The organism is Rhizobium sp. FG96 (assembly GCF_057808655.1).
Genome location: NZ_JBMDIL010000022.1, coordinates 45,738 through 71,647, shown reverse-complemented (window position 1 = coordinate 71,647; position 25,910 = coordinate 45,738). Strand labels below are relative to the sequence as shown.

Below are 25,910 nucleotides of genomic sequence, written 5' to 3'. Positions count from 1 at the left end.
CTTTTCAAGCGACTGCAAATTTAGCCGGTCAGCATGATGAGCTTCTTAAAGGTTTCGTGTTCGACTGTCCGAGTTCTGATGCTCAACCAGATGGATTACACGATGACCAGATCGAACACGTCTTTCCGCTTCAAACTGCTGGCTGTGGCATCGAGCCTGATGCTGAGTGTCGGTGCCGCCCATTCTTCCTCGGCTGCCGAACAGGAAATGGTGCGAGTTGCCGTCGAGGGGGGATTTCCTCCGTTCAATTATCTGGACTCGGAAAACAATCTTCAGGGCTTCGATGTCGATATCGCAAAGGCGTTATGCGAGGCAGCCGCGCTGAAATGCCAGTTCATCGTGCAGGAATGGACAGGTATGATCCCGAACCTCTTGGCAAAGAAATATGACGCCATCATTTCCTCAATGTCCATGAGCGCGGAGCGGCGTCAACAGGTTGCGTTCACCAGCAAATATTACGATAGTCCGTCCGTATTCATCGTGCGCAAAGGCGCCGATATCACCGGCACTTCGCCCGATGATCTGAAAGATTTGAGACTTGGGGTGACGGCGGCCACATCGCAGGAGTCCTACGCGCGGAAATTCTACCCCGGCGTAGAAACAAGTGTGGTCCATGCGTCACCTGATCTCTACAAGAACCTGGCCGAGGGAAACGTGGATATCATCTTCGAGGACAAGTTGGCGGTGTACGACTGGTTGGCAAATACGAAGGCCGGCAGTTGCTGTGAATTCAAAGGTGAGGACGTCAAAAACGCCGAATATTTCGGCGACGGCGCGGGCATCGCCGTTCGCCCCGACGATGTCACGCTTCTTGCGAAGCTCAATACCGCACTGGACAAGATCCAGGCCAATGACGTGTACGATACGATCAACGCAAAATATTTCCCGTTCTCGATCCGATGACCTTGTGCCGGATCCGCATTGCTGGCAACCTCGAGAAAGGAAAGAGCGTCCAGGTGCCGGCCTCAATAGCAGGGAGGTCGACGTTGGCATCGCGTTGTGCACAAAAAAACCCTGGCAGGCGCCAGGGTTGAAGTCAGGATAACGACTGCGGGAGGGATGTCGCAGTCTGTCAAAAACGCCGGGCATCACCGTTAGTTCCTTCTGAAGAGGTAAGATCGGACGGTTTGCCGGCGACCTCTTCCCCGTCGCCCTGGTTCAAGCTCTCGAAGGGGCGTTGCAGCGCAGCCGTACCTCGCGCGCCCGTTTGGCGAAAATCTCCATTGGCGGGCTCGCTCGTGCTCTCCAATACCGGAAAGACGCTTTCGCGATCATTGGTGGTCGGCAGCAAGGTGCCGTATCGGTGGTCATCCAAGTTGGTCTCCGCTGGTTGTCTAGCAGAAAAAGCCGAGGCAGCGTCAGCAAGGTTGCCGTCCCAGCCGTCCAATCGCCATTGGCCAGCGCGCTCTTCAAGGTCGACAGCACCCTCAACGTCCAGTATGTCCTGCGCCGTCTCATAGTGCGCGTCGTCGACTTCTGCTGACACGAGAAAACCGCCACGTCGCAGACCCTCTGCATACGTGACCCGCTCGTCCTCGGAGATCTTCCAGCCGTCAAGCTTTCGCCAGAAGCTGTTGTCGCCGGTCACTGCGTCATCGACCCTGTCTGCCTCGAAGCCAGGCACGAAGCGGATTGCCTCCATCATCAGGCCGGCCTTCTTCAGGCGCTCTACCGCCTGTTCTGCGTCCTCGCGGGTGTCGAAGAAACCGACGAGCGTGTCTTTTGACTCGGTCGACAGTGCGGGGGTTCTTTCGGTCGATAGGTTCGTCATCTCAATTCTCCTGTAGTAAGCTTTATTTGCCATCGCGATCGGTCGCATGTCGGTGCAACTTTCATGCCGTCCCATTGTTCCATGCAGCGCCGATCGGTCCCGACGGGGCGCAGCGCGATAATGTGAACGTGTTGCGGCGTGGGCCATCTTCGCTGGCGTGGGGCCGACCGCTGACGCTGGCTGCAGCGGTTCGATTTGCCTCCTTCAGCTCTCACGACTGCCGGGCCAGAAGGAAGAAAGCAGTTGTCGCATGGTGCCCATGACGATCCCAGCCTCCCGGCTATCACCCTTTGCGAGTGTTTCAGTGATCTTCTTCATTTGCTCGAAGGTTAAATGTGGGGGCAGCGGTGGGACCTCCGGGTCCGTCTTGACCTCGAGCAGCACCGGCCGGTCAGACGACAGCGCCTCATCCCAGGCCGGCCCGACATTTTCTGGGCGGTCGACATAGATCCCCTTTAGTCCAATCATTTCCGCAAAGCGATGATACGGGACGTTTGGAATGCTTCGGGACGCTTCGAATTTAGGGTCACCCTCCATGACCCTCTGCTCCCAGGTCACCTGATTGAGGTCTTCGTTGTTGAAAACGCAAATCACACACCGAGGGTCGTCCCAGCTCGACCAATATTTCGCAATGGTGATGAGTTCGGACATGTTGTTCATCTGCATCGCGCCGTCCCCCACCAGCCCGATAACGGGCCGGTCGGGATGTGCAAATTTCGCAGCGAGGGCATAGGGCACAGCTGCTCCCATCGATGCGAGCCCTCCCGACAAAGAGGCCATCATGCCGCGGCGAATCTTCAAATCCCGCGCATACCAATTGGCACACGATCCGGAGTCGCTGGTGATGATGGCGCCATCAGGCAACCGGGGTGAAAGTTCCCAGGTGACACGCTGAGGGTTGACCGGGTTGGCATCCGCATGTGCCCGCTCCTCAAGCGTCTTCCACCATTTCGCGACCTTCGCCTCAATACTCTTGCGCCACTCTCCCTCCTTCTGTCTGAGATGTGGTAGAAGTGCTTTGAGGGTTTGCGCAGCGTCCCCCTGCAGATTGGTGTCCATCGGGTAGCGCAATGACAGCATGCTGGGGGTGATATCGATCTGTACCGCTTTCACGCTGCCCTCCTCGGGCAAGAACTCTGAGTAGGGAAAGCCGGAGCCGATCATCAAAAGCGTGTCGCAGTCACGCATCAAATCCCAGGAGGGCTCCGTCCCCAAGAGGCCAATGGATCCGGTGACCCACGGCAAATTTTCTGGCAATGCAGCCTTACCCAGCAGGGCCTTTGCTACACCGGCGTTCAGTCGGTCGGCAACGGCGATAACCTCGTCTGTCGCCGCCAGGGCGCCCGCTCCCACGAGAATGGCTACACGCTCTCCTTGGTTGAGGATATCGGCGGCTTCCTGCAGGTCTTCCAAATGTGGTATGGTGCGAGCAGCCCTGAAACCGACGCCGGAGTGGACCGTGCCGTGCTTGCGAGGGGGCTCTTCATAGGGAAGGTCCTGGAGGTCGTTGGGAAGGATAACTGCCGTGACAGTTCTGTTGGCCTTGGCGATGCGGACTGCCCTATCGACGAGATGTCGCACTTGTGCTGGTGTAGCGGCTTGATGAACAAAATCGCCGGCAACGTCCTTGAAGAGTGAGGCGAGGTCGACTTCTTATTGATAGTGGCCACCAATTGCAGCGCGGGATTGCTGCCCGACAATGGCCAAAACCGGCTGATGATCAAGTCGGGCATCATACAGGCCGGTGAGGAGGTGGGTTGCACCAGGTCCTGATGTCGCTATACAAACCCCGATATCGCCAGTGAATTTTGCATGGGCCGACGCCATGAAAGCGCCCATCTCCTCGTGCCTGGTTTGGATGAACTCCATTTTTGCCTTCGCGCGAGCAAGAGCACCGAAGACGCCGTTGATACCGTCCCCCGGATACCCGAACACGCGACGAACGCCCCATTGGTGCAGCCGTTCCACGATGAAGTCGCCGACAGTCATTGTCATTTTTCCAATCTCCAGGACGTATTTCCTTCTGCCAAACCGGGGAAAGAGCGCGATGTTCCATTGCCCGAGGAGGTAACCTGGCGCAGCTGCAACGGTTCGGCCGCGGTAAACTGCTGTCCAAAGTCCGGCAAACGCAGGGTGGACGACCACTGCTATTATCGGAGCGTTTCGGGGAACCGACTGGTTGGTCCGGCCTTTATGTTGCACAGGGTCGAGGCCGAGGTGGCCATCGGTCAATTTCCCAACCGCGAGGATATCCTATGCCAATTAAAGCAGTTGCCTTCAACAGCACCCTAAAACCGTCTTCCTCTTTCGAACAGTCGTCGACCGGAAGGCTTCTTGAGCTGATCTCTTCGCAGTTTGAGACGCACGATGTCGAAACCGAGATAATCCACTTGGCCGATTACGACATCAAACCAGGCGTAACCTCTAACGAGGGGGATGGGGACGCCTGGCCGGATATCAGGGCCAAGGTGCTCGCGGCCGATATACTTATCATCGGTACACCGATATGGCTCGGTCAGCCTTCCAGCATTTGTAAACGTGCACTGGAGAGGATGGACGCCTTCCTCGAAGAAACAGACGCTCACGGCCGGATGGTCTCCTACGGAAAGGTCGCCGCAGTCGCCGTTGTCGGAAACGAAGACGGCGCCCATCATGTTTCGGCAGAACTCTTCCAGGCTCTAAACGATGTCGGCTTTACCATCCCGGCCAATGCGTTAGCCTATTGGGTTGGCGAGGCGATGGGCTCGACTAACTTTGTCGACCTCGAGGAGATCCCCGGCGCAGTCAACACGATGATTTCTGCTCTGGCCCGAAATACCGCTCATTTGTCGCGCCTGCTAAAGCCAAATCAATATCCAAGCGATAAAAAATAACCGCCGCTGGCTGCAGCATGTGGGCGATCTCACCTGTCGGCAGCGGACGTACAAACATCGCAGTCGTCGGGCTCTTCCGGAGACAGATTGCTGCGAGCGTGCGGCCGTTGCTAAAAGCCGCATCCCTCGGGACTTGTTATCGTCTTGCCAGGAAGCGTGATAGGGTTGAGCCAAAGCGATTCCGCCAGAGATAAGGAGCTCAAAAAACCGGTTTGTGCGAACCTGGAGGTCACTCAAACGGAACTTCCTGATCCAGCCCGCGTTAGTGATATGGATCGTTAACCCTCAACAACGTATCCAGTTGTGCTTTCCGCAACTTTGAAAAAGCCTCACACTCCAGCGTGAGGCTTTTTCTTCTTCGACCGGCGGGGCGATTTCCGCACCGTTCCATTCGCTATGGCAACGGACGTTGCGGGGTGTCCCTGCCTTTGCTCACGCTAGGCAGCCCAACGTCAGCTTGCGGCCGGTGGCAGGACTGGGCAATTCGACCTAGCGCACCAGCGTGGGCGCGAAAAAAATGCCGGCAAGTCGCCAAACCGGTTCCGCCCTCTCTCTTTTCGAAAAACCTCCGCCGGTGATCAGCTTAAGGCCTCTGGGAACCATTCGCTGATAAAGGTTCATAGATCGATCTTCGATCATCACCGCAGGGCCTCGCCTGATAACCTCAGACTAAGCGCCGTTGGAAGAAGCGGCGCTCTTTTCCGCAATCCCGTAGACATGCAAAGGCAACGGCCACAACGGCTAGCCGTCGCAACGCCCTGAACGCGCTCGACCCGAGGAAAAAACCCGCTGCCTTCCTGGGGGACAAGCAGCGGGCACAGTCCAGAGAAGAGGATTGCGACAAGCAATCCAGACTCACCAGCCCGTTGAGCTTACAGAATCGGACTGCCGCGAAAAGGCTCCGTCTGAAATCGGACAGTTGAGCTGAAGCCTGCATGTCGCCAGGATCGGCACCAGATTCAATCTGGACGGCGAGCGAACGTTCCCGGTGACTGGAACATTCGCGACAGCCATTACGTTGACAGCCTAAGGGAGATCGGGATGTCAGACGAAAACACCAAGACCGTCGTCGCAACTTTTCAGACGCGGGAAGCCGCCGACCTTGCCGTTGAGCACATGGTTCAAAAAGCAGGCTTGGACCGAGCCGCCATTTTCCTCGAGGCCGTCGGCCGGTCCAACAGTGCCGGTAAGATCCAGAGCGGTGGTGACACTGCATCAGCAAACCACGAGACGAGGATGGATGCCCCCCTTCGTGGTGAGATCGCCGTCTCGGTCGATGCGAGAAGCGATCAGGCGGCAGTGCTTCACCGCATCTTCGGCGACGCTGGTGCCATCCACGCTGCCGCTCGCTAAAGCAACTCGCTTGGCCATGGCATCCACACCGGACGTCGGGCGAGCTCGTGTTGAAGAAGAGAGATCGAAATCGGAGGCCTCGACGAAAAGAGCCTGCGGGAGAAAAACGCGTGATCAATGATCTATGGTACAAGAACGCCGTTGTCTATTGTCTGTCGGTCGAGACTTTCATGGATTCAAACGGTGACGGCGTCGGCGACTTTGAGGGCCTGCAGCGCCGGCTCGACTACCTCGCCGGACTGGGCGTCACCGCGATCTGGCTGATGCCATTCCAGACGTCGCCCGGGCGCGACGATGGCTATGATGTCTCCGATTATTATAACGTCGATCCACGCTACGGCACGCTCGGAGATTTCGTCGAATTCACGCATGGCGCAAAACAGCGCGGCATTCGCGTTCTCATTGATCTTGTCGTCAATCACACCTCGGACGAGCATCCCTGGTTCAAGGAGGCGAGAGCCGATAAGAAGTCGCGATACCGCGATTGGTATGTATGGTCGAAGACGAAACCTGCGGCCGCGGACGAGGGGATGGTGTTTCCCGGAGTGCAGACGTCAACGTGGACACGGGACAAGCAATCCGGCGAGTATTATTTCCATCGCTTTTACGAGTTCCAGCCGGATCTCAACACTGCGAACCCTCTTGTCCAGGCAGAGATTTTGAAGATCATGGGCTTCTGGATCCAGCTCGGTGTTTCGGGTTTTCGCATGGACGCGGTGCCCTTTGTTATCTCCGAGAAGGGCGCCGACATTGCCCAGCCCAAGGAGCAGTTCGACATGCTTCGAACGTTCCGCGAGTTTCTTCAATGGCGAAAGGGAGACAGCGTGATTCTCGCCGAGGCCAATGTTTTGCCGAAGGAAAACATCGAATATTTCGGCGATGACGGCGAGCGAATGCAGATGATGTTCAATTTCCATGTCAACCAGGCACTCTTCTACGCGATGGCAAGCGCAGATACCCGTCCGCTTGTAAAGGCGCTGAAGGATACGGAGAAGCTGCCCAAGACCGGTCAGTGGGGCATATTCCTACGCAACCACGACGAACTCGATCTCGGGCGACTGACCCAAGGCCAGCGGCAAACCGTGTTCAATGCGTTCGGACCGGACAAGGGCATGCAACTCTACGATCGCGGCATCCGCCGCAGGTTAGCTCCAATGCTGGGGGGAGACATTCGTCGTCTGAAACTCGCTTACAGCCTCATGTACTCGCTGCCAGGGACGCCCGTGCTGCGTTACGGTGATGAGATTGGTATGGGAGACGATCTGACGCTTCCAGAACGGAATTGCGCGCGCACCCCCATGCAATGGTCAAACGAGCCACAAGGCGGTTTTACAAAGAGTGAAAAACCCGTTCTTCCTGTTATCAGCGAGGGGCCTTACGGCTATGGACATGTCAACGTTGCCTTTCAGCGTCGTGACGCCGAGTCTATGCTGAACTGGACGGAGCGTATGATCCGCATGCGCAAAGAAGCGCCTGAAATCGGGTGGGGCACCTGTAGTGCGGTCGACTGCGGCGATCCGGGCGTGCTAATTCTTCGGTACGCATGGAGAGATAACGTTGTGATAGTCATACACAGCTTCCACGACAGGCCGGTTGAAATTGCTTTCCGCCTTCCGCAGGACAATAACGGCGGCCCTCTCATCGACATACTGGATGGGCACGACAGCCGTGCTAACCACGACCGACGCCATCATATGGTTCTCGAACCCTATGGCTTCCGCTGGTACCGCGCCGGCGGCCTGGATTACCTTCTCAAGCGCCGGCGAGCGTAATTTAGCTTCCAAGGACGATTGCCCGGGGCGGCGTGTGATCCCAGTTGGTCAGGCAAGTCTACCGTCGAACGGCGCCTGCGGTAAAGAATTTGATCGATCAGCAACAGCGCTTATGTGCGACAGGTGGGGTTATTTGTCTGGTTGCCTTCCGCGTTAGACGCACTGCCAGTCAAGATGCGTTGCGCGTCAAACACTTGGACGCCATGATGTTCATAGGCTCCAAGAAGGCTTTTCCCGGGCCGCTTTGCCAAGCGCTGCTCTCACTTCGGACCGGGGAAAGCGCCGAAATCCCAAGGTGGTATTCCACTGGGTGGTATCACTGCCGGCCCGTTCATACGCTGAAAGATAGAACACCGGTCATGGCTTCACTTTAGCAAGCCACCTGCAGGCAATCTGTCCGGCCCGACTGGCGACACAAGACATTCCCGTCGAGGCGACACTTGTTTAAGGGAAGGTTCGCCTTCGGCATACCTGTGGGACGTGCCGAGCGGCCGCTATCGGCCGCTCGACGGATGTTCCAACCTTCAGCCGCGGCGGTAACGCTGGCGCTCCGCCTCGATCTGCTCGATCGTATAAGGTTCGGCACTTTCGTCGAAGCGGCTCCAACCTTGCTGCTGATAGCTCGCGCGACGGGATCCATAATCAACCGGACGGGATGCCGACAGGATCGACTGCGCAACTTCGGCTTTGCTGTCCTCGACCTTTGCCGTCACAACGGAGCCGCCACGGCGGATACCTTCAGCATAGAAGTTGGCTTCATCCTCGGGGACACCTTCGCTGATCATCGCGCCGACAATGCCGCCGACCGCGCCGCCGGCCACCGCGCCGGCAACCGCGCCTGCAGCCGTTGCTGCGAGCCATCCCGCAGCAACGACGGGGCCAACACCTGGAATGGCAAGCATGCCGAGGCCGGTAAGCAGGCCACCGGCGCCGCCGGCCACAGCGCCGACGCCAGCACCGGCACCCGCACCTTCGCCTGCGTAAGAACCCTGGCCCTCGACATCAACACCATTCGCCTTGTTCGTCACAATACTGATGTGATCGGAAGGGACACCCGCTTCTTCCAGGGCCGTGACGGCGGACCGGGCATCATCGTAGCTGTCATACAGTCCGGTAACAGTTCTCATTTGATCATCTCCTTCAACGGTCCATTACTTGGCGAGTGTCACGTTGCCCTGAAAATCTAGGGAGACAGCTGCATCAGCGCCGTCTTTTTTGGCTGTTGCGCGCCAGACGCCCTGATCATCGAGCTTCAGTCCCATAACGTCCGAAAAGCCGGCTTCCTCGATACGTGACTTCGCCTGACTTTCCGTGAAACTGTTCTTACCAGCCACAGGCGCGCCGGGATTGTGCTCGGTATTTACGGCCGGGGTCGTCTGAGAGGTCGACGGTGTCTCGCTCTGGGCAAAGGCGACCGTCGCCGACAGCAGCATGGCGGCGGTAAACGTCGTAATCTTTTGCATGGAAAGCTCCTGTTGTTGCCAGGACGAAACTTCGAAAAAAGCAACTTGTTCCGACGCTTACATCAAGCTGGGACAACAGTCGCGTAAATGCGCGAGGCGCGAGGCGCTTGCGCAATCACTGCGATGTCAGACAATATCGGGAAACGCCTAGAACTCGTGAGCAGATCGACCGGCAGTGTTCCTACCTGCGTCCCCCGAGGGTCAAACAGGCGCTACCTCAGCCCCAGCGTCGTCGCCGCGATCGATGTCGCGCGATAGCGTCCAGGGTACGCGAACCGACATCTTTGAGCGCGTGTTCAAGGCCTCGCCAGAGTTGAACGGTAGTGACTGCGTTCTTGGCATCTGAACCCGACCTCGCAGAGATCAAGCCAATGTGCGGTGGCTCCGCCGCTGCCCCGCAGTCTCAGCGAGGAACCTGAATTTGCTGTCTCGAAAAGACGCTGCAGCAAACGAGAAAGCTATATCTCGAAGGGAACGTGCGCGACAATCGCGCCTGTCGGGTCTCTGATTTCGAACACCAAGCCGTCTAAACCACGGCAACGGCAACCGAGAGCGTCGAGTATCTTGCGACCATCGACCAACGCAGCCGTAATAGCGGCGCCGACATCCGGAAACATGCACCCTACTTCATCGCGGACACGTCGCGACGCCATGTTGACGTCGAAAAAGAACCGGGTGGCGATAGACGTTTCTCCGTTGTTAAATGAGCCCCGCGAGGCGGAGCCGGCGGCGCAGTTGTTCTCAACGCATGCTTCTGGCAGCGTCAGGGAAAATTTTGGAACTGCTAATGGATCCCGTCCGCGATAGCCCGACATGTTGACTATCCTTTCCGGTCACCTGATAGGTGGGCAGCTTCGGCAGCACCTTCAACCGTGAGACATTGCGCGTCCGATTGCGTACAGACGCGCCCCTTAAGTTTTCCCGGGCTTCCACCGTCCTGGATCTCCTTCGAGACTGTCGATCCGGCCTGTACGATGAGCGGCCTGAAAGAGGAGCGCTCGCGAAAACTTCCTTGGAAATGTGGGTGGAGCCTGATGGGCAAAATCAGTCGGTTGATTGAAACCTGACGCAGCAAACGACCGACGAGCGAGCGGGGACCGTCGGCAATCTGCAGAACTGCGCGCTGCGAAGACAACAGCCGTCCGAGTAACCCTAGCCTTGGGTAGACCGCTTCAGCGCAAGGGCACCCGCATTAGCGGCTGTCTCCGCAAGACGGGTGGGAGGCTGTGGCAAATCATTACTTTGCATGATAATGCGGTCGTTGATTAAGCAAGATTTGACGCGAAAAGTGATGCACAGGTTTCTGACATATCTCAGCTTTGGCTTTTTGATCTGCGTCGCAATATCGATCTTTCTCATCGTCGTGGTGAGCGAGCACTATCCGGGGCCTCTTGTCGCAGGGGTAGACATGGGCGCCCGCGAAATTGGCATTGGACTTCTATGCGTCGGTGCACTGGGCGCAGCAATCATTGCCGTCCGGCTCGTCCATGCCTTAATTTCCCTCTACTCCAATTCCTGATGTCAAGCCCTTGTGGGCCGATGGAAAGGCGGCTTTCCACCGGGAGCGATAACTTTTTCGCTCCGGCTGCGACTGCGCGTCGTTAATGGCGTGGCCCAAGGGCTAGACCTCGGGCGAGTTTTGGGTAGGGTCGCGACAATCGACTTGTCGCGTATCTGATTGGATGCGAAAGCTGTGAGAGGACTGGACACGCGACACAAGATTGCAGCCGTTCATCCCTTCGCGAGCGCTAGGTTCGGTCTCGCCCCAGCCGGCCTTCGGTGTAGTCAAATGGATCGATCGAGGCGCCGCTCGCTTTGACTTCGCAATAACTCTATTTCTGATTCAACTGTCATCGAAGTAGCCCTTGGCCTCCATCGACCCAGATCGGAGAGCCGGTGATATGTCGCGACCTGTCAGATGCCAAAAACGCGATGACCTCGGCAACGTCTTCACTTCGACCGGGCTTGCCGCCAGTCAGCGGTACCTGTCCTTCAGGCCAGATGACGGGTATGGCTGTATCATCCTTCTGCCGGAGGTTTGTGTTGGAACCAATGTTGGTTTCGATTTCGCCCGGGCAGACGGCATTGATCCTGATGTGGTGACGGGCGAGCTCCAATGATAGCTGCTGAACCATAGCGACCTGTCCCGCTTTCGTGGTCGTGTATGCTGTCGCTCCGGGGGTGGTGAAGGTCCGGGTTCCATTGATCGAGGACACAACGATGATCGCGCCACCACCCGATTTCTTCAAAAATGGCACCGTCTGCCTAATCGTCAGAAATGTGCCAGTGAGATTGACAGATATCGTCCTGTTCCATTCGTCGAGCGTAAGACTATCAATCGGCGCCCAGGCACCATTTATTCCCGCGTTGGCAACAACGGCATCAAGCCTGCCATACATGTCTACAAGAGAGGAAACCGCCGTCTCCATCTGCCTCTCGTCAGAAATATCGGCATCGAGCGCAATCGCATTGCCTCCCAGAGCCGCGATATCGTCAACGACGGCAGCGAGTTCGCGGTGAGAGTGACCCAAGGCGCCAATAGAGTAGCCGTCGCGTGCCAAGGTCAAGGAAGCCGCCCGACCTATTCCCGATCCGGCTCCGGTGATCATTGCTACCCTGTTGGTCATGTCTTTTCTCCGCTGACTGTTCCTAAAAACGCGCGAAAGATAAAAACGATGCCGTACGGTTGCGAACAACCATCCTTGTTGCTGATGTCTGAGCTAAGCCGGGGCCGCCGGGCCAAGGATCCTAGTTCCGTAGGAGGCGCGAAGATGAAACTACCCTCTGTCTTCGTGGATTTAGATGGGAGAGCCGAGACGAGGGCAGCATTCGCGGACATAAGCCCGGCATGACGGAACCCGCTGAGAGTAAGATCCGCTTTTGGAGCAAGGCTGCTGCGGCAAAGCACGCGAGCCAGAGAGGGACGGCGAGACACATAAGACTGGATGAACAGAATCGCTTAAGACGTGCTAAAAGACCGCTCCTTTGGGTCAGTTGTAGGGCAACTTCAAGGGAGCGGTCTGATGCAGCGTTTTTCGACGTCAGCACAGTCACACTACCACGCTCGGGCCGGAGGGCAAGGATTGGTCCGCTACCGTACCGGTCGTCTTCCCCTGCTGTGACACACTGATCGATCGAACTCCATTACAGGTCGCTGGAGTGTCCTGCGTCAGTTGGATATACGAGGTTTGGCGGCCCTGCTGATGGGCTGCCCGCTCGCCGCACAGAGGTCAAACGTAGTCCTGGCGGGAGCGACCTTAAGAATTGCCTCAGCCGATGCAGTTTTTGCTTCTGCTGCAGACCAAGATCGGCGCTACACAAATGGGTAGAGGTACCCTGGCACTCGCTCTCTTCGAAAGTTCCAAATGGAAAGGGCGCTTCTCGACATCATGTCGGAGCGCCCTTGATCGGGATGGCGACGTTGCGGCGGAAGCCATCGGCCGAGGACTTCATCTGAGCGGATTCGGATGTCCCATGCAAGATCCATGCCTCGCCCCTTAACGTCGGGAGGCGGCGTTGCACACAGTTCCTCCACATGTTCTCCACAACCTGTCCACAGCGCAAGCCTCTGGAAAGGCTACGGCCAAGGGCTTCTCCGAGATTCTGTGCGTAAAGCTATATGATAGGGACGACGACGCCGCGAAAAAGCTGCGAAAATGAGTTTCCGTTCTGAGCCATATAGCTTTATGTTCGCCGCGCTTTCCTGAGCGCAGGCGGCGGACCTCGGAGAGCCGCGGCGGCGAGCATTCGATGCTTCCGCCGCATCGTTTAGCCGGGGAGCAATGGGTAGCAGGCAAGGTCCGGACTTTCGTCGAAAGCGGAACGCACGACCGCGGGAGTGGTGTCTGCCCGCCCGCTCCAGCATGTCGATTTTTGGTGCGGCTTGGCCCTTGATTATTTGATCCCTATGCATTGCTACTCAACCGGCGTGATCGAAGTCGTCGCAATGTTGGTCTTGCGTTTCTGTCAAAACTCGCGCTAGCAGTCGTCGCGACGCCGGTTCACGTCGCCTATCGTTCCGAAGCCTGGTGCCTGCAGCATTCGGACAATCGCGTCATATGTGTAGGGCTTGGGAATAAATGACACGCCGCTCGCAAGGTCAAAAGCACCAAGTCTAACATGTCCAGAAGTGACGATGACGCGAGTCTGCGGCGAGCGGGCTCGCACCAGGGAGGTAAGCCCCAGTCCATCCGTCGTACCCGGCATATTCACATCGGTGAATACAGCGTCAAAATCATTCCGTTGAAGAAGGACGAGAGCCTCGTCAGCGTTGCTAGCCTCAAGGACCTCAAAGCCGGCGTCTTCCAGGGCCTCGACGGTAGCAAACCGTATCAGCGGCTCGTCGTCGACCACCAGAACGCGCCTCACTTGCTCCCGCAGCGCCTCGTAGGGGACCTCCAGCCGCCTTTCGCGGTGTTCCCATTCTTCGGCCGCCTTGGCCCAATGCTCGCGATCTTTCCCATTTGGACAACCTTCAGATTGCCATATCTCGTGAGCTCTGATGCTGATCCAGTTATATTGGCTATGTTCCATCATGTCCTCCGATGCTAAAAAACGCGGCCTCGCGCTCGCGGTTCCGGACGGCTACAAGTATTCAACGAAACTCGCCCGCTTGCCGGATGATAGCGGGGCCAAATCGACCGAGGACGAGGCTGATCGTGGTTTTCCGGATATTTGAGAGAGTGAGGGAGCAGTACACGGCGGCAGTCGTTCTCAATTTTTATGAAAGTTATTGCAATGGATCAAGTCGTAGCAATCTCTGAAGAAACCGGCCTTGGACAGGCGCTCCTGCGCGAGGCCGATCGTCTTGGGGTCGGATACGGAGCTGTCCGAGAGGCATGGCAGCGGCTCTGGGATGAGGACGAATTGCCGACCTGCGGCCTCCAAGAGTTGCCCACTGTTATTTTGACAGTAGCCCGCGAGAGAAACTTGCGGAGTTCGTCAATCGCTGGCGCTAATGCGCATAAGGAAGGGAAGGCGGGCCTGTCGCTCAATGGTGAGAGCCGTCGGCTCATAGCCGATTGATTGCAGGTTCGAACCCTGCCGGGGGACCCATCGCTCAAGGTCGAATTTAGCTCCATGCTCATCAAATGCTTCCAAACGCTGGCGGACAATTACCCGTATCTGCGCCGCCCGTTCAGCGCCGACTGAACCGTCTGTCGGCGGGTCCGGCAGAGCAAGCTCATCCACGCCGCGCGCAAGGGTCGCCGCCAGTTCATCCATGGCCGTGTCCGCCGCCACCGGAATACCCGCCGTCGCTGCAAACCGCCGGAAATCCGCTTTTTTCAGCCGTTCGTCCTTGCCGCTGATTTTCAGCGCCATACGGACCGAGCTAAAATCTCCTCTGCCTGGTTCCGCAATTTTCAGGACGGCCATGTTCTTCAGGTGCTATCGCCGTCCGCGATCAACCACGCAAATAGGGTCCGATGCAAGACCAGCAGCAAATCGGTGACGGCGTCGGTGGAAAGGGGACGCACTGCTGCCCCAATCCGCTCCATGGTGCCTGTGGCATTGTCTTCCGCCCGCACGCCCAGAACGGATGTCATGTCCTCGAGCGCAATACGGCGCTTTTCGTTAGGAACGCACTATGTAACTTTGGCGTATTTCAGATACGGAAAAGTTACACCATTTCGCCTGGAGATCAAAGATTGCTGTCAATCGCGTATCTACAATACGCGATAGTGACGCCCCTCACCATTTTCAGCCGGTCCGGAACAGCGATTGCGCGTTCCGTGTCGGCTCTAGCCATGCAGGGAACATGCAGTACAATCGATGATGTACGAACCTACGGGCAGCTGTTTGGGGACCGGAACAAGCACAACTCGGCCACTGGAACCTGACTTGAGCGTCCTGTCGGCACCGGGTCTAAACCTTCGCCGAAGACCTGCTCATATGAATCGGTGCGCAAAACGAAGAGTAAACGCATTACCGACGCGTACGCCGACGCGACGGACCTGGGTCGACATTCTCATGTTGCTGGGCATCCTATCTCCTGCGCAAAGTCGTTAACGAGGATGGTCGGCAGTTTCTCTCTGAATTTACCCTTGAACAGGTTCCACTCACGAAGGACGTTGCCGCGGGGCGGAAAGCAAGTCACCCTTTGCCTAGGCGGCCGCTCGGCCGATAGCTCTCCTTAATGGTGAACTATTCTTGGCAGGTCTCGAGCAACAAGCGCCCTCCAGCATTTCACTTTAAAGCAATTCCTTTCGCGGCCAACCCGGCCTTGAGACCGTCGATGATTGCGTGCCTGGTTTCCGTCCATTCACCCGTGGATGCCCAGTATTCGATCTTGAGAGTGATCTTGTCGGCATTGAGATCGTCCGCAAAAACGCGAGGTGGCGGATCGGAGCGCACGCGCTTATCTGTCGAGATGATGTCCAGAATCAGCCTCTTGACCATGTTGCCGTCAGCGTCATTCCCGATCGCGACGGACATCTCCTGGCGTCTGTCCTTTTCCCTGCTATGGTTTATGATGGGTGTGTTCCATAGCGTCGAATTCGGAGCGAGCAGGTACAGGCCGTCAGCGTTTCTGAGCTCCGTTGCAAAGAGGCCGATCTCTCGAACCAGGCCCTTCACACTGGACGTCTCGATGTATTCGCCTACGCGGAACGGCCGTAGTACTAGCAGCATGATCCCGGCCGCGATGTTTTGCAGCGTACCCTGGAGCGCCAGTCCGATTGCCAAGCCTGCGGCGCCGAGAGCGGCGACGATGGATGCTGTCTGCACCCCGAACTGGCCGAGAACCATGACGAACACCAAGATCAGCAATCCGTAGTGAAGAACGCTCTCAAAGAAACGAGCGAGCGTTTCATCAATCCCGTGGATTCGAGATAGACCCTTATAGGCCCATCGGCTTAAGAAGCCGGAGAGAATCCAGCCGCCGACCAGAAGGACAACTGCGCCTGCCAAAGCCAATCCGTAGTGAATGAGCAATGCTCCGATCTGCGCTAGCGCTGTTGGATTAGAAGCAACGGCCTCCGTGGTATGATTTTCCATGCAAATGTCCTGTCTTTGGAAGCTGACGGTATCGTCCTCCATTCAGCAATGTCGGCATAGCGTGGCTGGTTCCATCAAAACAGCGGCTTGCGGTACCGCGCGTTGAAGCGCCGAGGCAAAAGCGGGGTGCTTCTTTGGACTGACCCCCTGACATACATGCAAAGCAGCCAGATGCTTGACGGCGGAAACGACGCTGTTCGAAGAGCGCGTACCCAGTCCATGCTTTGATCATGTCACGCCCTTGTCACGCGACATCGCCGCGCTTTTGAGCATGATGTGGTGAGCACACTGTTTTTGGAACCGGACATGAAGCTTTCGAAAATGACCGAAGTTTATCAGCGCGGCGGCCGCGAAGAACTGATCATCGCCATAGAAATCTTTTCGGCCACAACAAAGGCAGAGATGCTTTTTGACCTGGATACCAGCCCCGCGAACAACGCCCTTCGAAGGCGTTACCCGATCCCGGCTGAGCCGCAACCGAGCGTCGAGGATTATTGTTATTAATATCTTCAAGATTGACCTGGTCGCGTCCGTCTTCACGGCGACAAATAGACCTCTCAAAAACTAATCGCCTAACGACATACCGCCGGCGGTCGGCCCCTGCCTTGCCAGGGCTCGTTTTCCGGCCATCAGGCCGCATATAAAATTGGCCAGGGGTTGCAGGACGTATTTGTTCCCGTTATGTTCCGGCTTTCCGGAGCGCCTGCGTTTGAAATCCTCCATATCGCTTCACCGAGATCAGAGACGGCTGGCAGAGACGAAAATGCGTGCGCTCTCGCACGACAATCCATTACGCGCGAAGTATGCGGCCTGGATCGCGGACCTGGTCGGGCGGGAAGCCACCGCTGCCGACAGCGCCTTGGCCAGTTTGGCTGGAAACACGGCGCCGATGCAAAACGCGGCGGCAGCGCCTGAATCGGTCGTGAGAGTCGAAGTTCCCGCAACGGAAACATCGGGGACTTCCAACCATGAGATGACATCGCTAACCGTTGCAGAGGCTTGCCGCAAGGCTCGGCGTGAGAACCAGCTTCTCCGGCAAATGCTGGCGCGGTACGACCGGTCTTAGCGACCCTAAGGCCGGTCATGCGAACCGGCCACCGCAATGACGTGGCGTATGGACATTTCGTTCAGGCCCGCTGCCAGGACGCCAGGAAGCGGCATCGTGATGCCGCCGGATGTCGCGTCTACGGGGGCGGCGTATCCTAGCGTGGGCCATTAGATCCTTCTTTCGATGCCTGTTGGGACGCTTTCTTCAGCCCACGAGCCGCTTCCTTGGCAAGCTCCTCCCGGTTCCGATCGGCAACTGCGGGATCGCTTCGCTCAGCATCGCTCGTCTTGTCGTTTTCCTTGCTCATGAGTCTTCCCTTGGGTGATTGGGGAAGCGGCGGTCTGCCTTGGAAGAGCAATGGCCGTCGCTGCTGACCTAAGCACGCCGCCGACCTTTAGTTCCCAGATTTGAGGCCGGTATGGGCAAGGTAAGACAATAGGCAATCAAAGCTTCCGAGCCGCTGCGGTTCCTGAAAATCCGAAGAGCTCAGGACTTCCGGAACGCGCCATTCACGTCCTTCGGCGCAGCTTCAGACCTTGTCGCCTCTGGTCCGGTTCGTTTCGAGGGTGCAGATCCACTGCTCGATCACAATGCCGTCGGCAAAGCTGGTGCCAATATCGCTAGTTCGTGGGCGGCATCGAGGTCACGGCACCTCTTGTCGGAAGCCCCCACGCTCCCATCTTCGGCGTGAGGCACGGGGGTGAGTGATGGAAAGTTGGCTTGGCAGTGTTGGCGTCCATATCGATCTTCTGCGTAATCTCGGTGTCCTCGTGGTCGCATACGCCCTAGCTCTTCCGATCGCATGGGACCGGGAACGCAACGAGCGAAGCGCCGGGCTTAGGACCTTCCCTCTCGTTGCACTTGCGGCCTGTGGCTTCATCCAGGCCGCTGAGACGGTCACCCGCGAAAATGCGAGGCCACAGCGCGCATTGTCGAGGGCATTATCAATGGCGTGGGTTTCATTGGCGGAGGTGCAATTCTGGTGGGCAAGGCCAGCATTAGGGGAACTGCAACAGCCGCCAGCCTGTGGGCAACGGGTGCAATCGGCGCGGCAGTTGGGCTGGGCGCCTATGAGACTGCGGTCGTGCTCTCTATTGCGACCTTCGCGACATTGCGCTTCATGACGAGCTTCAAGGTGGACGACAGGGACGCAGTCAAAATACCGAAGGACCAGCAGGACGGATAGAGTGTTCGCAAGTCGCGACTAAAGTATCCGTGTTGATCAAGCCATCTTCGGGACCCATTTCTGTTTTTTTCGCAGCAGTGCGTTAGCCAATACGATGAGCTTACGCATGATCGCGGTTATGGCGACCTTTGGCGCTTTTCCTGCGGTTTTGAGTTGGTCGTATTTGACGCTGAGATCCGGGTTGAAGCGGCAGGCAACGAGGGCCGGCATGTACGATCCGCTCTACATCCTTTGTGCCGATCCACCGGACAATGGCGGCAAATCCCTTGCGGTCATTGGCAACCTTCAGCGTTTGGCCGTCCGGCAGGCTGTGCAGATCGATATGGTCTTTCGAGATGTCCGCGCCGATGGTAATGTCAGTCATCTTTTCTGATCTCCCATGCTTGTCATCCGAGCCCGAAGCTCGGGTATCCGTTCAGGACGATTGGAAAAGATGGGGGCGATCGTACTTTAGTTCGGCCCGGCATTCGCAAGAATGGCGGCCTGCGCGTCCACGATCCGTCCCCCATCGCCGGATGAGGGCGGCTAGCCTCTCCGGCGCTTCTTTATCTCACCAAGAAGCAAGCATAAGACAAGCGCGTCAACGCGCTTCGAGTACCGTCAATAAAACAGGGGCAGCGCGAATACCGGACGCATTAGAGATTCAACTGGGGATTCATTCAGTTCGCTGACCACAAGAGCAACCCTTGGGCGGCGAGATTCCTAGCGATGCCGACCCTGTTTATCGTCCGGTTGGGCTGATGACTTCGGCGCCTTTGTCGTGAAGCTCGGTGCAGCGGATGAGACGAAGATTTCGACCTCAAGTTCTCCGCCGACCGGAAGATGAAAGCGCCCCGCCGAAGCGGGGCTTTTAGTTACTTGCAGTTTGCCTGCTCCTGCGGCGTCATCGTCGACGGATCGTGGTTTGGCGTTGTTGTCGTGTGAGCGCAATTGTCGCTGTCGGACGAACCGTTATTCGTCCCCGAATTCGTCGATGCGCCTGAATTTGTCGTGGAATTGGTGGCATTGGGGTCGAGCGCGTTCCCGTTAGAGCCATTGGCACTGGGGTTGACGGTCCCGTTGTTGCTGGAGCCACTGGTGCCCGTGCCGCTATTCGCGCCAGAGCCAATGGAACCGCTACCCGAGGTGCCGCCGGTAGCGGAGCCGGCGCCACCTGAAGCCTGAGCCATTGCGGATGTTGCAAGCCCGAGCGACAAGACTGATGCGGTGATGATCTTCATAAGCATGATTTTCTCCTTGAGCTTTGTGAAGGACATGGACTTAACCACCGTCAATCGGGCTTGTTCCTGATTTTGGCAGAAAATCCTCAGGATCACAGAAACGTCTCTGAAGCGATCAGGCAGTCCGCCACTTCGATACCGGCGCAGTGCACCTAAAAGCTAACCGGACCGGGCAGTTTTGCGATTGAAGCGATCGCGGGCAGGTGCCGGGTTCACCCTACACACTGTCTCCCAAGCATCAGCAGCCACTCGTGTGAAGCGCGCGATGCAGCCGCGGCGGAAATTGTTCTAAAATAGACCGATAATGGATTATGCTATTCAATTAGAGAGGTTTTTCTGGTTGATTGACGCGGGCGGATACGGGCAGTTTGATGGTGGGGGGCAGGAAGAGCGCGAGTGACGATTTGCTAACGGAAAACCATTCAGATACGACAGCTTCAGAAGAACATCACAGGACTCGCATACATGGCTGATATCGCCGGGATCAAAAAGTCGCTTACGGGCATCGCCGGCTTCGATGATCTGACGCTCGGCGGCCTTCCGACGGGGCGACCGACGCTCGTGTGCGGTACAGCCGGCTGTGGCAAAACATTGTTTGCCTCAACCTTTCTCCTCAACGGAGCTCGCGACTATGACGAGCCTGGCGTCTTCGTCACCTTCGAGGAACGGCCGGTTGATATCGTTAACAATGTCGCGTCGCTCGGCTTCGATGTGCAGAGCTTGATCGACGCCGACAAGCTCTACATCGAGCATATCGTCGTCGATCCATCCGAACTTGAGGAAATCGGCGACTACGATCTTGAAGGTCTCTTCCTGCGCTTGGAACTAGCGATAGACCAGGTCGGCGCAAAACGCATCGTGCTCGACACGATTGAAAGTCTTTTTTCCGCATTTACCAACCCCGCCATTTTGCGCGCGGAAATCCGCCGGCTCTTTGACTGGTTGAAGGACAAAGGCTTGACGACGATCATTACGGGGGAGCGCGGCGACGGGTCACTTACCAGGCAGGGCCTTGAGGAGTATGTTTCGGATTGCGTCATCCTGCTAGACCATCGCGTTCATAACCAAATTTCCACCCGCCGCCTTCGGATCGTCAAATATCGTGGTACCGCCCACGGAACCAACGAAATCCCTTTCCTGATTGATGAAGACGGTTTCAGTGTCCTGCCGGTTAGCACACTCGGCCTGAACCACAAGGTATCGAACGATCGTATTTCATCAGGCGTACCAGATCTCGACGCAATGCTGTCGGGAGGAGGGTTTCACCGGGCAACAAGCATTCTCATTAGCGGTGTTGCAGGCTCGGGCAAGAGCTCATTGTCGGCCGCATTTTGTAACGCCGCCTGTGAGGCCGGCGAGAAAGCCCTCTATTTTTCGTTCGAGGAGTCCGTCGACCAGACCGTCCGTAACATGCGCTCGATCGGCACCGATCTCGCGAAATGGATTGAAGCTGGAAGAATGCACTATATCGCTGTGCGGCCAACCTTTTACAGTCTCGAAATGCACCTTGCCATCATGCTGCGCGAGATCAACAAGTTCGATCCCTCTCTTGTTGTCCTCGATCCGATTTCCGCCTTTGTTGGAAGCGGAGATCCGCTTGAGGTCCAATCGATGCTGTTGCGCATGGTCGATTTCCTCAAGTCGCGCGGTACGACCGCTGTCTTCACGCACCTCATGCATTCCCAGGAAGGGGTCACGGAGACGGACGCCGGCCTATCGTCGCTGATGGACGCTTGGATATTGTTGCTCAATCGCGAGGTCGGCGGTGAATTCAACCGCGAGCTCTATCTGCTCAAGGCCCGCGGGACGGCCCATTCTAATCAGGTCCGTGAATTTGTCATGTCAGACAATGGAATCCAGCTTGTGGCGCCATATATCGGCGATGGAAGGGCGTTGACGGGGTCCCAGAGACAGGCAGAAGAGGCACGGCTTCGGAAGGCGGAGCTTGAGCGTCGGGCGGACGTCATCCGTCGGGCCGATCGGCTGAAGCAGAAACGCCGCAGGACGCTTGCCCAGATTGAGGCTCTTCAGGCAGAACTTGACGCCGACGAGGCCGAATTGAATTTCGACGCTGAGGCCGAGCGGGTCTATCTCGACCAAGCTGCTTCGGATAGGTCTGATATGGAGAAAAGCCGCCGCGTGGCGGAATGACGATGGAAGATATGGAAGACCAACCTACCGGAACGCCGAAGAAACTCACGCTTTATGTTGCGGGCCAGACCCCGAAGTCGCTGGCTGCGCTCCAGAACCTCGAACGAATCTGCGCCGAGAGCCTTCCAGGCAAGTATGTGATCGAAGTCGTTGATCTTCGAAAGTCGCCGCAGCTTGCGCGTGAGCATGGGATCGTTGCCATTCCGACGCTGGTGCGCGAACTACCAGTTCCTATCCGCAAGATCATCGGCGACCTTTCGAACACGGAGAAGGTCCTGGTCAGCCTTCAGGTGGAAGGCGAATGACGTCTACTACGGTCTCAAAGGCTGAAAGCCTGAATGCCGACCTTCGCCGGCGCCTCGAGGAGGCGGAAGAGGTCATCCGCGCTATCCGCGAGGGGGAAATCGACGCGCTGGTCGTCCGCAATGAAGCGAATGGCGAGGAAGTCTTCACCCTCGAAGGAGGCGTGGAGTCCTATCGCTCTTTCATGGAGGCGATGAACCTCGGCGCTGCGGCTTTCGACAGGTTCGGCAATCTGCTTTACGCCAATAGAGCCCTGACGGACCTTGTCGATGTTGCTCGCGACGCCCTGGACGGGCCGGTGTTGTTCACAGCGCTTGGAGCGAACGGCGCAAAGGCGCTGAGAGACTTGATTTCAGCAGCGCATCCCGCGACGTCGGCCGTCGAGGTCACGCTTGGCAGCGGCGATGGCGCAAGACACCTGCTGATAGCAGCCGGCGAAATGACGCTTGGCACAAATTCCGGTGTTGCCGTCACCTTCACCGATGTTACCGCGCGCATCAACGCCGAAAAGCGTGCCCAGGCTGAGCGGACAGCTCTTGCGATCCTTGCTTCGGCCGTCGAGGCCGTCGTGGTTTGCGACCTCAACGGTGTCGTCACCCACGCCAACGCCTCCGCATCGTCGCTTGCCGGTGCCGATCCGATCGGCTCTACGTTCGACGAGGCATTCGCACTCGATTTTAGAGGAGCGACCGGCTTGATGCAGGGCGGCGATTTTCTTGACGTCGTCGCCAGTGGCCAACCTATTCAGGGCATCGAGGCGATAGCACCGCGCAGCCGTGGCGCAAAGGACGTTCTCGTCAGTGCGTCCGCGCTGATGGTCGGCGAGGGAAGCATTGGGACGGTCGTCACACTCGTCGATCTGTCGCGCCGCAAGGCAGCTGAGAAGCAGCAGCTGCTGCTCATGGGCGAGCTCGATCACCGCGTTAAAAACACGCTGGCACTGGTCGTATCCATTTCTAACCGGACAGCCTCGACCGAGGAGACGATCGATGGTTTTCGGAAGGCATTTTCTGGCCGGATCCACGCACTGGCTGCAACCCACAACGTTCTGGCTGACCGCTCCTGGGCCTCGATCTTTCTTCGCGATATCCTTTCCACCGAGCTGGCACCTTACGTTAACGAGCTCGGCTCGCGACTTGAGATGATCGGCGACGACATCGAAATTCTGCCGCGTGCCGCCATTGCGTTTGGGCTTGTCGTGCATGAGCTCGCGACCAACGCTGTAAAATATGGCGCCCTGGCAATCGAAACCGGCAAGATCGCCGTATCCGTGGCTGCCCGTGACACATATTTTGAGGTTTCATGGAAGGAAATTGGTGGGCCTGCCGTCTCGATGCCAACCCGACGCGGTTTTGGAAACACCGTGATTACACGCAGCCTTCAATACTCGGCCAATGGCGGAGCATCGCTCGATTTTGAGACCGACGGCGTGCGCTGTACGATCAGGATCCCAGTTGAGGACGTGGTGCAAGCTTAGCCACATGCCACCTGACAATCAGGCATGTTTCCACGCTGTCGGCGCTTAGAGGTGGCGGCGGGAGAACCCGAGCGCATAATCCTCATCGCATGCGATGCGCCAGGCACTTTTTGCTTCAAGCCAAGCCCGTCCTGCAAGGGCCTTGCAGCATGAGCGCCGAAGCATATGTTAAACCGATCTTTGGAAATATGGACATGCGATGCAACATCCCGACGGTGCCTGCCTTTGAACGCTTCCGCCAAGGCACGCTTTGCACAGCTGGTATTACCGCGACTTGACGAAGGATTTCGTTTAGCGCGTTGGCTAACGGGAAGCGTGACGGATGCCGAGGACGTCATGCAGGAGGCATGCCTGCGCGCTTACCGTTCCATAGAGACCTATGTGGAAGGCAATACGCGGGCCTGGTTTTTGACGATCGTCCGTAATGCTGCTTACTCCTGGATCGAGAAGAACAGGCCCGATCGCCTGATGTCGATTGAGGACCTCTCGGAAGAAACGAGACTTAAAATCGACACCACCACGTCCATTGCTTCCACTGTGCCGACGCCTGAAGAGGCGCTCCTTGTCAAGGCACAGGCTTCCATGCTTCAGCATGCAATCGACCGACTGCCTGTACACCTGAAAGAGACCTTCGTGCTGAGAGAATACCACGGCCTGACCTATCGCGAGATTGCCGAGGTCAGCAGCCTGCCGATCGGCACGGTCATGTCGAGGCTATCAAAGGCCCGGCAAGTTCTGCTGAGCCAAATAGAGGAGGGCAGCCGTTGACCATCGACAACGAGAGCTGGATTCTTCTCAATTGCTATCATGACGGCGAGCTCTCGCCGGTCGAAGCGCTTGCGATGGAAGAGCGTCTCAGGAGAGAACCCGCACTTGCGGCATCATTTGCCGCTCTGCAGCGTCTGTCGATGCAGGCGACGCGCGACGTTCATCGCGTCCCGGCTCCTGAAAGGATGCGCGCCTCGGTCTTAACGGCGATCGGCGGTGCTGAACCTGATGAACGCACGTCTCCCGCTCGCGCCAAGCCACAGGGCCCGTCCTGGCTCGCAATCGCCGCTTCACTTGTTGTCGGAGCCGCGGGCGGTGCAGCTGCCGGTATTGTCGGCGCGACATATCTCATGACGCCGACGACAGCTGCCGGGACCGAAGAAGGCATCGTATCGGCCCATCTCCGCGCTTTGATCGCACCCCAGCCCTTCGATATTGCGTCATCCGACAATCATGTGGTGAAGCCATGGTTCAACGGTAAGACAACCGTGGCGCCAACTGCTCCTGACTTAGCCGGCGAAGGGTTCCCGTTGGTGGGCGGCCGGATCGACATCATAAGCGGCAAGGCCGTACCGGTGATGGTCTACAAGCGCAGCCGGCACACTATCAGCGTCACCGCAACGGAGGGAAGGGTACGGCAGCCTTCCCCTTCTCAGGCAATTGATGGCACGAACATCCTCTCATTCACGGGAGGCGGGCTGACATATTGGGCGGCGTCCGACCTCAACCCAACCGAACTTAGAAAGTTCACCGAGCTCTACCAGCGGCAACTTTCTGCTGCACGGTAGGATATTTGAAAAAAGTTCGCGTTGGCCGCGAATAAAAGGAGTTTCCCCTGGTTAAATCATCAGTGCTAACCGGGGAGGGGATCATGACTGCGATTGCGGCAGCTGTCATGGCGGGGGCTGCGGCGGGTTTATCAATTGCGATACCGTTCGGCCCAACGAGTTTATATCTAATAGAGCGCACGCTTTGCGACGGCGCACGCGCCGGGGTGGTGACTGGTCTTGGAGTCGCCACCGTACACGTCGCCTATAGCTGTGTTGCGCTTGCCTTGGGGATCTTCACCTACGGAGGCGCCCATGGGGCGGCGTTGATGACCATGCTCTCGGGCCTGGTTTTGACTTACTTTGCCTTACGCACATGGAGGCGGCAAATGCTGCCGATCGAAGTTCCGATCCTGCAATCGGACTTCAGAAAAATGTATTTCGATGCCATCGCGTTTGGTTCGCTCAACCCATTGACACCTGCCTTATGTGCGGCTGCACTGACCGCAATGTCCGGTGCCGTCGCGCCGGGAGGGGGCGTCATTTTCGGTGTCTTTATTGGTTCTCTAATCTGGTGGTCAGCGCTCACCATGGCGGTTTCGGCGATGCGTCAGACGATAGGTCCTGGCACCCTGCGTTTTGCCAACAGGCTCGCGAGTATCCTGCTCGCCGGTCTGGCGATCTCAATGCTTTTCCGCGGCGCTCACGATTTGGCGACAGGCGTTTTCTAGATTCTTGGGCTTTCCAAGTTTGTGTGGAGTT

22 protein-coding genes, 1 tRNA gene and 3 pseudogenes are annotated in these 25,910 nt (G+C 57.4%); 14 read left to right on the top strand and 12 right to left on the bottom strand.

The window, feature by feature from the left end; translation table 11 throughout:
- Positions 1-102: 102 nt before the first annotated feature.
- Positions 103-903 (top strand): ABC transporter substrate-binding protein, encoded by an 801-nt coding sequence (locus ACODR6_RS30920; RefSeq protein WP_489026310.1) that lies wholly within the window; start codon positions 103-105, stop codon positions 901-903.
- A 169-nt stretch (positions 904-1,072) separates the two neighbouring features.
- Here ACODR6_RS30920 and ACODR6_RS30915 read toward each other — a convergent pair whose 3' ends face one another.
- Both ACODR6_RS30915 and ACODR6_RS30910 read right to left on the bottom strand, forming a co-directional pair.
- Positions 1,073-1,771, bottom strand: a complete 699-nt coding sequence (locus ACODR6_RS30915) for a hypothetical protein (protein WP_489026309.1) — start codon at positions 1,769-1,771, stop codon at positions 1,073-1,075.
- Positions 1,772-1,975: 204 nt separating this feature from the next.
- A pseudogene (locus tag ACODR6_RS30910) lies at positions 1,976-3,766 on the bottom strand (thiamine pyrophosphate-requiring protein).
- Between the two features lie 260 nt (positions 3,767-4,026).
- On the opposite strand from ACODR6_RS30910, the gene ACODR6_RS30905 reads away from it, so the two are divergent.
- The 3 genes from ACODR6_RS30905 (at position 4,027) to ACODR6_RS30895 (ending at position 7,769) form a co-directional block, all read left to right on the top strand.
- Positions 4,027-4,644: a flavodoxin family protein gene (locus ACODR6_RS30905; protein ID WP_489026308.1), complete on the top strand. Its 618-nt coding sequence runs from the start codon at positions 4,027-4,029 to the stop codon at positions 4,642-4,644.
- Positions 4,645-5,685: 1,041 nt separating this feature from the next.
- Positions 5,686-5,997: a hypothetical protein gene (locus ACODR6_RS30900; protein WP_413708914.1), complete on the top strand. Its 312-nt coding sequence runs from the start codon at positions 5,686-5,688 to the stop codon at positions 5,995-5,997.
- 110 nt (positions 5,998-6,107) lie between these two features.
- Positions 6,108-7,769, top strand: a complete 1,662-nt coding sequence (locus ACODR6_RS30895) for an alpha-amylase family protein (RefSeq protein ID WP_489026307.1) — start codon at positions 6,108-6,110, stop codon at positions 7,767-7,769.
- A gap of 524 nt (positions 7,770-8,293) precedes the next feature.
- Here the strand turns inward: ACODR6_RS30895 and ACODR6_RS30890 are convergent.
- The 5 genes from ACODR6_RS30890 to ACODR6_RS30870 all read right to left on the bottom strand — a co-directional run bounded on the left by ACODR6_RS30890 (position 8,294) and on the right by ACODR6_RS30870 (position 13,765).
- Positions 8,294-8,896 carry a general stress protein gene (locus tag ACODR6_RS30890; protein WP_489026306.1) on the bottom strand — a complete coding sequence of 201 codons (603 nt, stop codon included), beginning with the start codon at positions 8,894-8,896 and terminating at the stop codon, positions 8,294-8,296.
- Between the two features lie 24 nt (positions 8,897-8,920).
- Entirely contained in the window at positions 8,921-9,232 is a 312-nt protein-coding gene (locus ACODR6_RS30885) for a PepSY domain-containing protein (protein ID WP_112716013.1), read from the bottom strand.
- A gap of 458 nt (positions 9,233-9,690) precedes the next feature.
- Positions 9,691-10,047, bottom strand: coding sequence for a DUF6894 family protein (locus ACODR6_RS30880; RefSeq protein ID WP_489026305.1), 357 nt, complete (start codon positions 10,045-10,047; stop codon positions 9,691-9,693).
- A 1,035-nt stretch (positions 10,048-11,082) separates the two neighbouring features.
- Entirely contained in the window at positions 11,083-11,859 is a 777-nt protein-coding gene (locus tag ACODR6_RS30875; RefSeq protein WP_112716017.1) for an SDR family oxidoreductase, read from the bottom strand.
- A gap of 1,351 nt (positions 11,860-13,210) precedes the next feature.
- A complete protein-coding gene (locus ACODR6_RS30870; protein ID WP_489026304.1) occupies positions 13,211-13,765 on the bottom strand; it encodes a response regulator in 555 nt (184 codons plus the stop codon).
- A gap of 1 nt (position 13,766) precedes the next feature.
- Here ACODR6_RS30870 and ACODR6_RS30865 point away from each other — a divergent pair, with 1 nt between their 5' ends.
- Together ACODR6_RS30865 and ACODR6_RS30860 are read left to right on the top strand one after the other, a co-directional pair.
- Positions 13,767-13,910 (top strand): hypothetical protein, encoded by a 144-nt coding sequence (locus tag ACODR6_RS30865; RefSeq protein WP_413708917.1) that lies wholly within the window; start codon positions 13,767-13,769, stop codon positions 13,908-13,910.
- Between the two features lie 303 nt (positions 13,911-14,213).
- Positions 14,214-14,287: transfer RNA gene (locus tag ACODR6_RS30860), tRNA-Ile, on the top strand.
- 326 nt (positions 14,288-14,613) lie between these two features.
- On the opposite strand, the gene ACODR6_RS30855 is transcribed toward ACODR6_RS30860, so the two are convergent.
- Positions 14,614-14,778 (bottom strand): hypothetical protein, encoded by a 165-nt coding sequence (locus ACODR6_RS30855; RefSeq protein ID WP_489026303.1) that lies wholly within the window; start codon positions 14,776-14,778, stop codon positions 14,614-14,616.
- Positions 14,779-15,418: 640 nt separating this feature from the next.
- Positions 15,419-16,228 (bottom strand): mechanosensitive ion channel family protein, encoded by an 810-nt coding sequence (locus tag ACODR6_RS30850; protein ID WP_489026301.1) that lies wholly within the window; start codon positions 16,226-16,228, stop codon positions 15,419-15,421.
- Between the two features lie 306 nt (positions 16,229-16,534).
- Between ACODR6_RS30850 and ACODR6_RS30845 the strand changes: the two genes are divergently transcribed.
- Positions 16,535-16,732, top strand: coding sequence for a hypothetical protein (locus tag ACODR6_RS30845; RefSeq protein WP_413708920.1), 198 nt, complete (start codon positions 16,535-16,537; stop codon positions 16,730-16,732).
- Between the two features lie 698 nt (positions 16,733-17,430).
- Here ACODR6_RS30845 and ACODR6_RS30840 read toward each other — a convergent pair.
- Positions 17,431-17,583, bottom strand: coding sequence for a hypothetical protein (locus tag ACODR6_RS30840; RefSeq protein WP_199629683.1), 153 nt, complete (start codon positions 17,581-17,583; stop codon positions 17,431-17,433).
- Between the two features lie 400 nt (positions 17,584-17,983).
- Between ACODR6_RS30840 and ACODR6_RS30835 the strand changes: the two are divergent.
- A pseudogene (locus ACODR6_RS30835) lies at positions 17,984-18,462 on the top strand (MgtC/SapB family protein).
- 36 nt (positions 18,463-18,498) lie between these two features.
- Here the strand turns inward: ACODR6_RS30835 and ACODR6_RS30830 are convergent.
- Both ACODR6_RS30830 and ACODR6_RS30825 read right to left on the bottom strand, forming a co-directional pair.
- A pseudogene (locus ACODR6_RS30830) lies at positions 18,499-18,675 on the bottom strand (IS110 family transposase); the annotation flags it as partial.
- A gap of 641 nt (positions 18,676-19,316) precedes the next feature.
- Complete coding sequence (locus ACODR6_RS30825) at positions 19,317-19,688, bottom strand: hypothetical protein (RefSeq protein ID WP_413708921.1); 372 nt, start codon at positions 19,686-19,688, stop codon at positions 19,317-19,319.
- A gap of 459 nt (positions 19,689-20,147) precedes the next feature.
- On the opposite strand from ACODR6_RS30825, the gene kaiC reads away from it, so the two are divergent.
- The 6 genes from kaiC to ACODR6_RS30795 all read left to right on the top strand — a co-directional run bounded on the left by kaiC (position 20,148) and on the right by ACODR6_RS30795 (position 25,879).
- Positions 20,148-21,833, top strand: coding sequence for a circadian clock protein KaiC (gene kaiC / locus ACODR6_RS30820; RefSeq protein WP_489026299.1), 1,686 nt, complete (start codon positions 20,148-20,150; stop codon positions 21,831-21,833).
- Positions 21,834-21,844: 11 nt separating this feature from the next.
- Positions 21,845-22,138, top strand: coding sequence for a circadian clock KaiB family protein (locus tag ACODR6_RS30815; RefSeq protein WP_246777753.1), 294 nt, complete (start codon positions 21,845-21,847; stop codon positions 22,136-22,138).
- Positions 22,135-23,613, top strand: coding sequence for a sensor histidine kinase (locus ACODR6_RS30810; protein WP_203431577.1), 1,479 nt, complete (start codon positions 22,135-22,137; stop codon positions 23,611-23,613). The genes ACODR6_RS30815 and ACODR6_RS30810 overlap by 4 nt, the downstream gene beginning before the upstream one ends.
- Positions 23,614-23,838: 225 nt before the next feature.
- Positions 23,839-24,381 carry a sigma-70 family RNA polymerase sigma factor gene (locus ACODR6_RS30805; protein ID WP_489026296.1) on the top strand — a complete coding sequence of 181 codons (543 nt, stop codon included), beginning with the start codon at positions 23,839-23,841 and terminating at the stop codon, positions 24,379-24,381.
- Complete coding sequence (locus ACODR6_RS30800; protein ID WP_489026294.1) at positions 24,378-25,169, top strand: anti-sigma factor family protein; 792 nt, start codon at positions 24,378-24,380, stop codon at positions 25,167-25,169. The genes ACODR6_RS30805 and ACODR6_RS30800 overlap by 4 nt, the downstream gene beginning before the upstream one ends.
- An 83-nt stretch (positions 25,170-25,252) precedes the next feature.
- Positions 25,253-25,879, top strand: a complete 627-nt coding sequence (locus tag ACODR6_RS30795; protein WP_489026292.1) for a LysE family translocator — start codon at positions 25,253-25,255, stop codon at positions 25,877-25,879.
- Positions 25,880-25,910 lie beyond the last annotated feature (31 nt).

Bases quoted from the DNA above. Each gene is read 5' to 3' on its own strand.
- ACODR6_RS30855 (WP_489026303.1), bottom strand. From the start codon at position 14,778: ATGACATCCGTTCTGGGCGTGCGGGCGGAAGACAATGCCACAGGCACC.
- ACODR6_RS30905 (WP_489026308.1), top strand. From the start codon at position 4,027: ATGCCAATTAAAGCAGTTGCCTTCAACAGCACCCTAAAACCGTCTTCC.
- ACODR6_RS30920 (WP_489026310.1), top strand. From the start codon at position 103: ATGACCAGATCGAACACGTCTTTCCGCTTCAAACTGCTGGCTGTGGCA.
- ACODR6_RS30890 (WP_489026306.1), bottom strand. From the start codon at position 8,896: ATGAGAACTGTTACCGGACTGTATGACAGCTACGATGATGCCCGGTCC.
- ACODR6_RS30865 (WP_413708917.1), top strand. From the start codon at position 13,767: ATGTCCTCCGATGCTAAAAAACGCGGCCTCGCGCTCGCGGTTCCGGAC.
- ACODR6_RS30845 (WP_413708920.1), top strand. From the start codon at position 16,535: ATGAAGCTTTCGAAAATGACCGAAGTTTATCAGCGCGGCGGCCGCGAA.
- ACODR6_RS30840 (WP_199629683.1), bottom strand. From the start codon at position 17,583: ATGAGCAAGGAAAACGACAAGACGAGCGATGCTGAGCGAAGCGATCCC.
- ACODR6_RS30795 (WP_489026292.1), top strand. From the start codon at position 25,253: ATGACTGCGATTGCGGCAGCTGTCATGGCGGGGGCTGCGGCGGGTTTA.
- ACODR6_RS30885 (WP_112716013.1), bottom strand. From the start codon at position 9,232: ATGCAAAAGATTACGACGTTTACCGCCGCCATGCTGCTGTCGGCGACG.
- ACODR6_RS30850 (WP_489026301.1), bottom strand. From the start codon at position 16,228: ATGGAAAATCATACCACGGAGGCCGTTGCTTCTAATCCAACAGCGCTA.
- ACODR6_RS30880 (WP_489026305.1), bottom strand. From the start codon at position 10,047: ATGTCGGGCTATCGCGGACGGGATCCATTAGCAGTTCCAAAATTTTCC.
- ACODR6_RS30915 (WP_489026309.1), bottom strand. From the start codon at position 1,771: ATGACGAACCTATCGACCGAAAGAACCCCCGCACTGTCGACCGAGTCA.
- ACODR6_RS30900 (WP_413708914.1), top strand. From the start codon at position 5,686: ATGTCAGACGAAAACACCAAGACCGTCGTCGCAACTTTTCAGACGCGG.
- ACODR6_RS30815 (WP_246777753.1), top strand. From the start codon at position 21,845: ATGGAAGACCAACCTACCGGAACGCCGAAGAAACTCACGCTTTATGTT.
- ACODR6_RS30870 (WP_489026304.1), bottom strand. From the start codon at position 13,765: ATGGAACATAGCCAATATAACTGGATCAGCATCAGAGCTCACGAGATA.
- ACODR6_RS30810 (WP_203431577.1), top strand. From the start codon at position 22,135: ATGACGTCTACTACGGTCTCAAAGGCTGAAAGCCTGAATGCCGACCTT.
- ACODR6_RS30825 (WP_413708921.1), bottom strand. From the start codon at position 19,688: ATGCTTATGAAGATCATCACCGCATCAGTCTTGTCGCTCGGGCTTGCA.
- ACODR6_RS30875 (WP_112716017.1), bottom strand. From the start codon at position 11,859: ATGACCAACAGGGTAGCAATGATCACCGGAGCCGGATCGGGAATAGGT.
- kaiC (WP_489026299.1), top strand. From the start codon at position 20,148: ATGGCTGATATCGCCGGGATCAAAAAGTCGCTTACGGGCATCGCCGGC.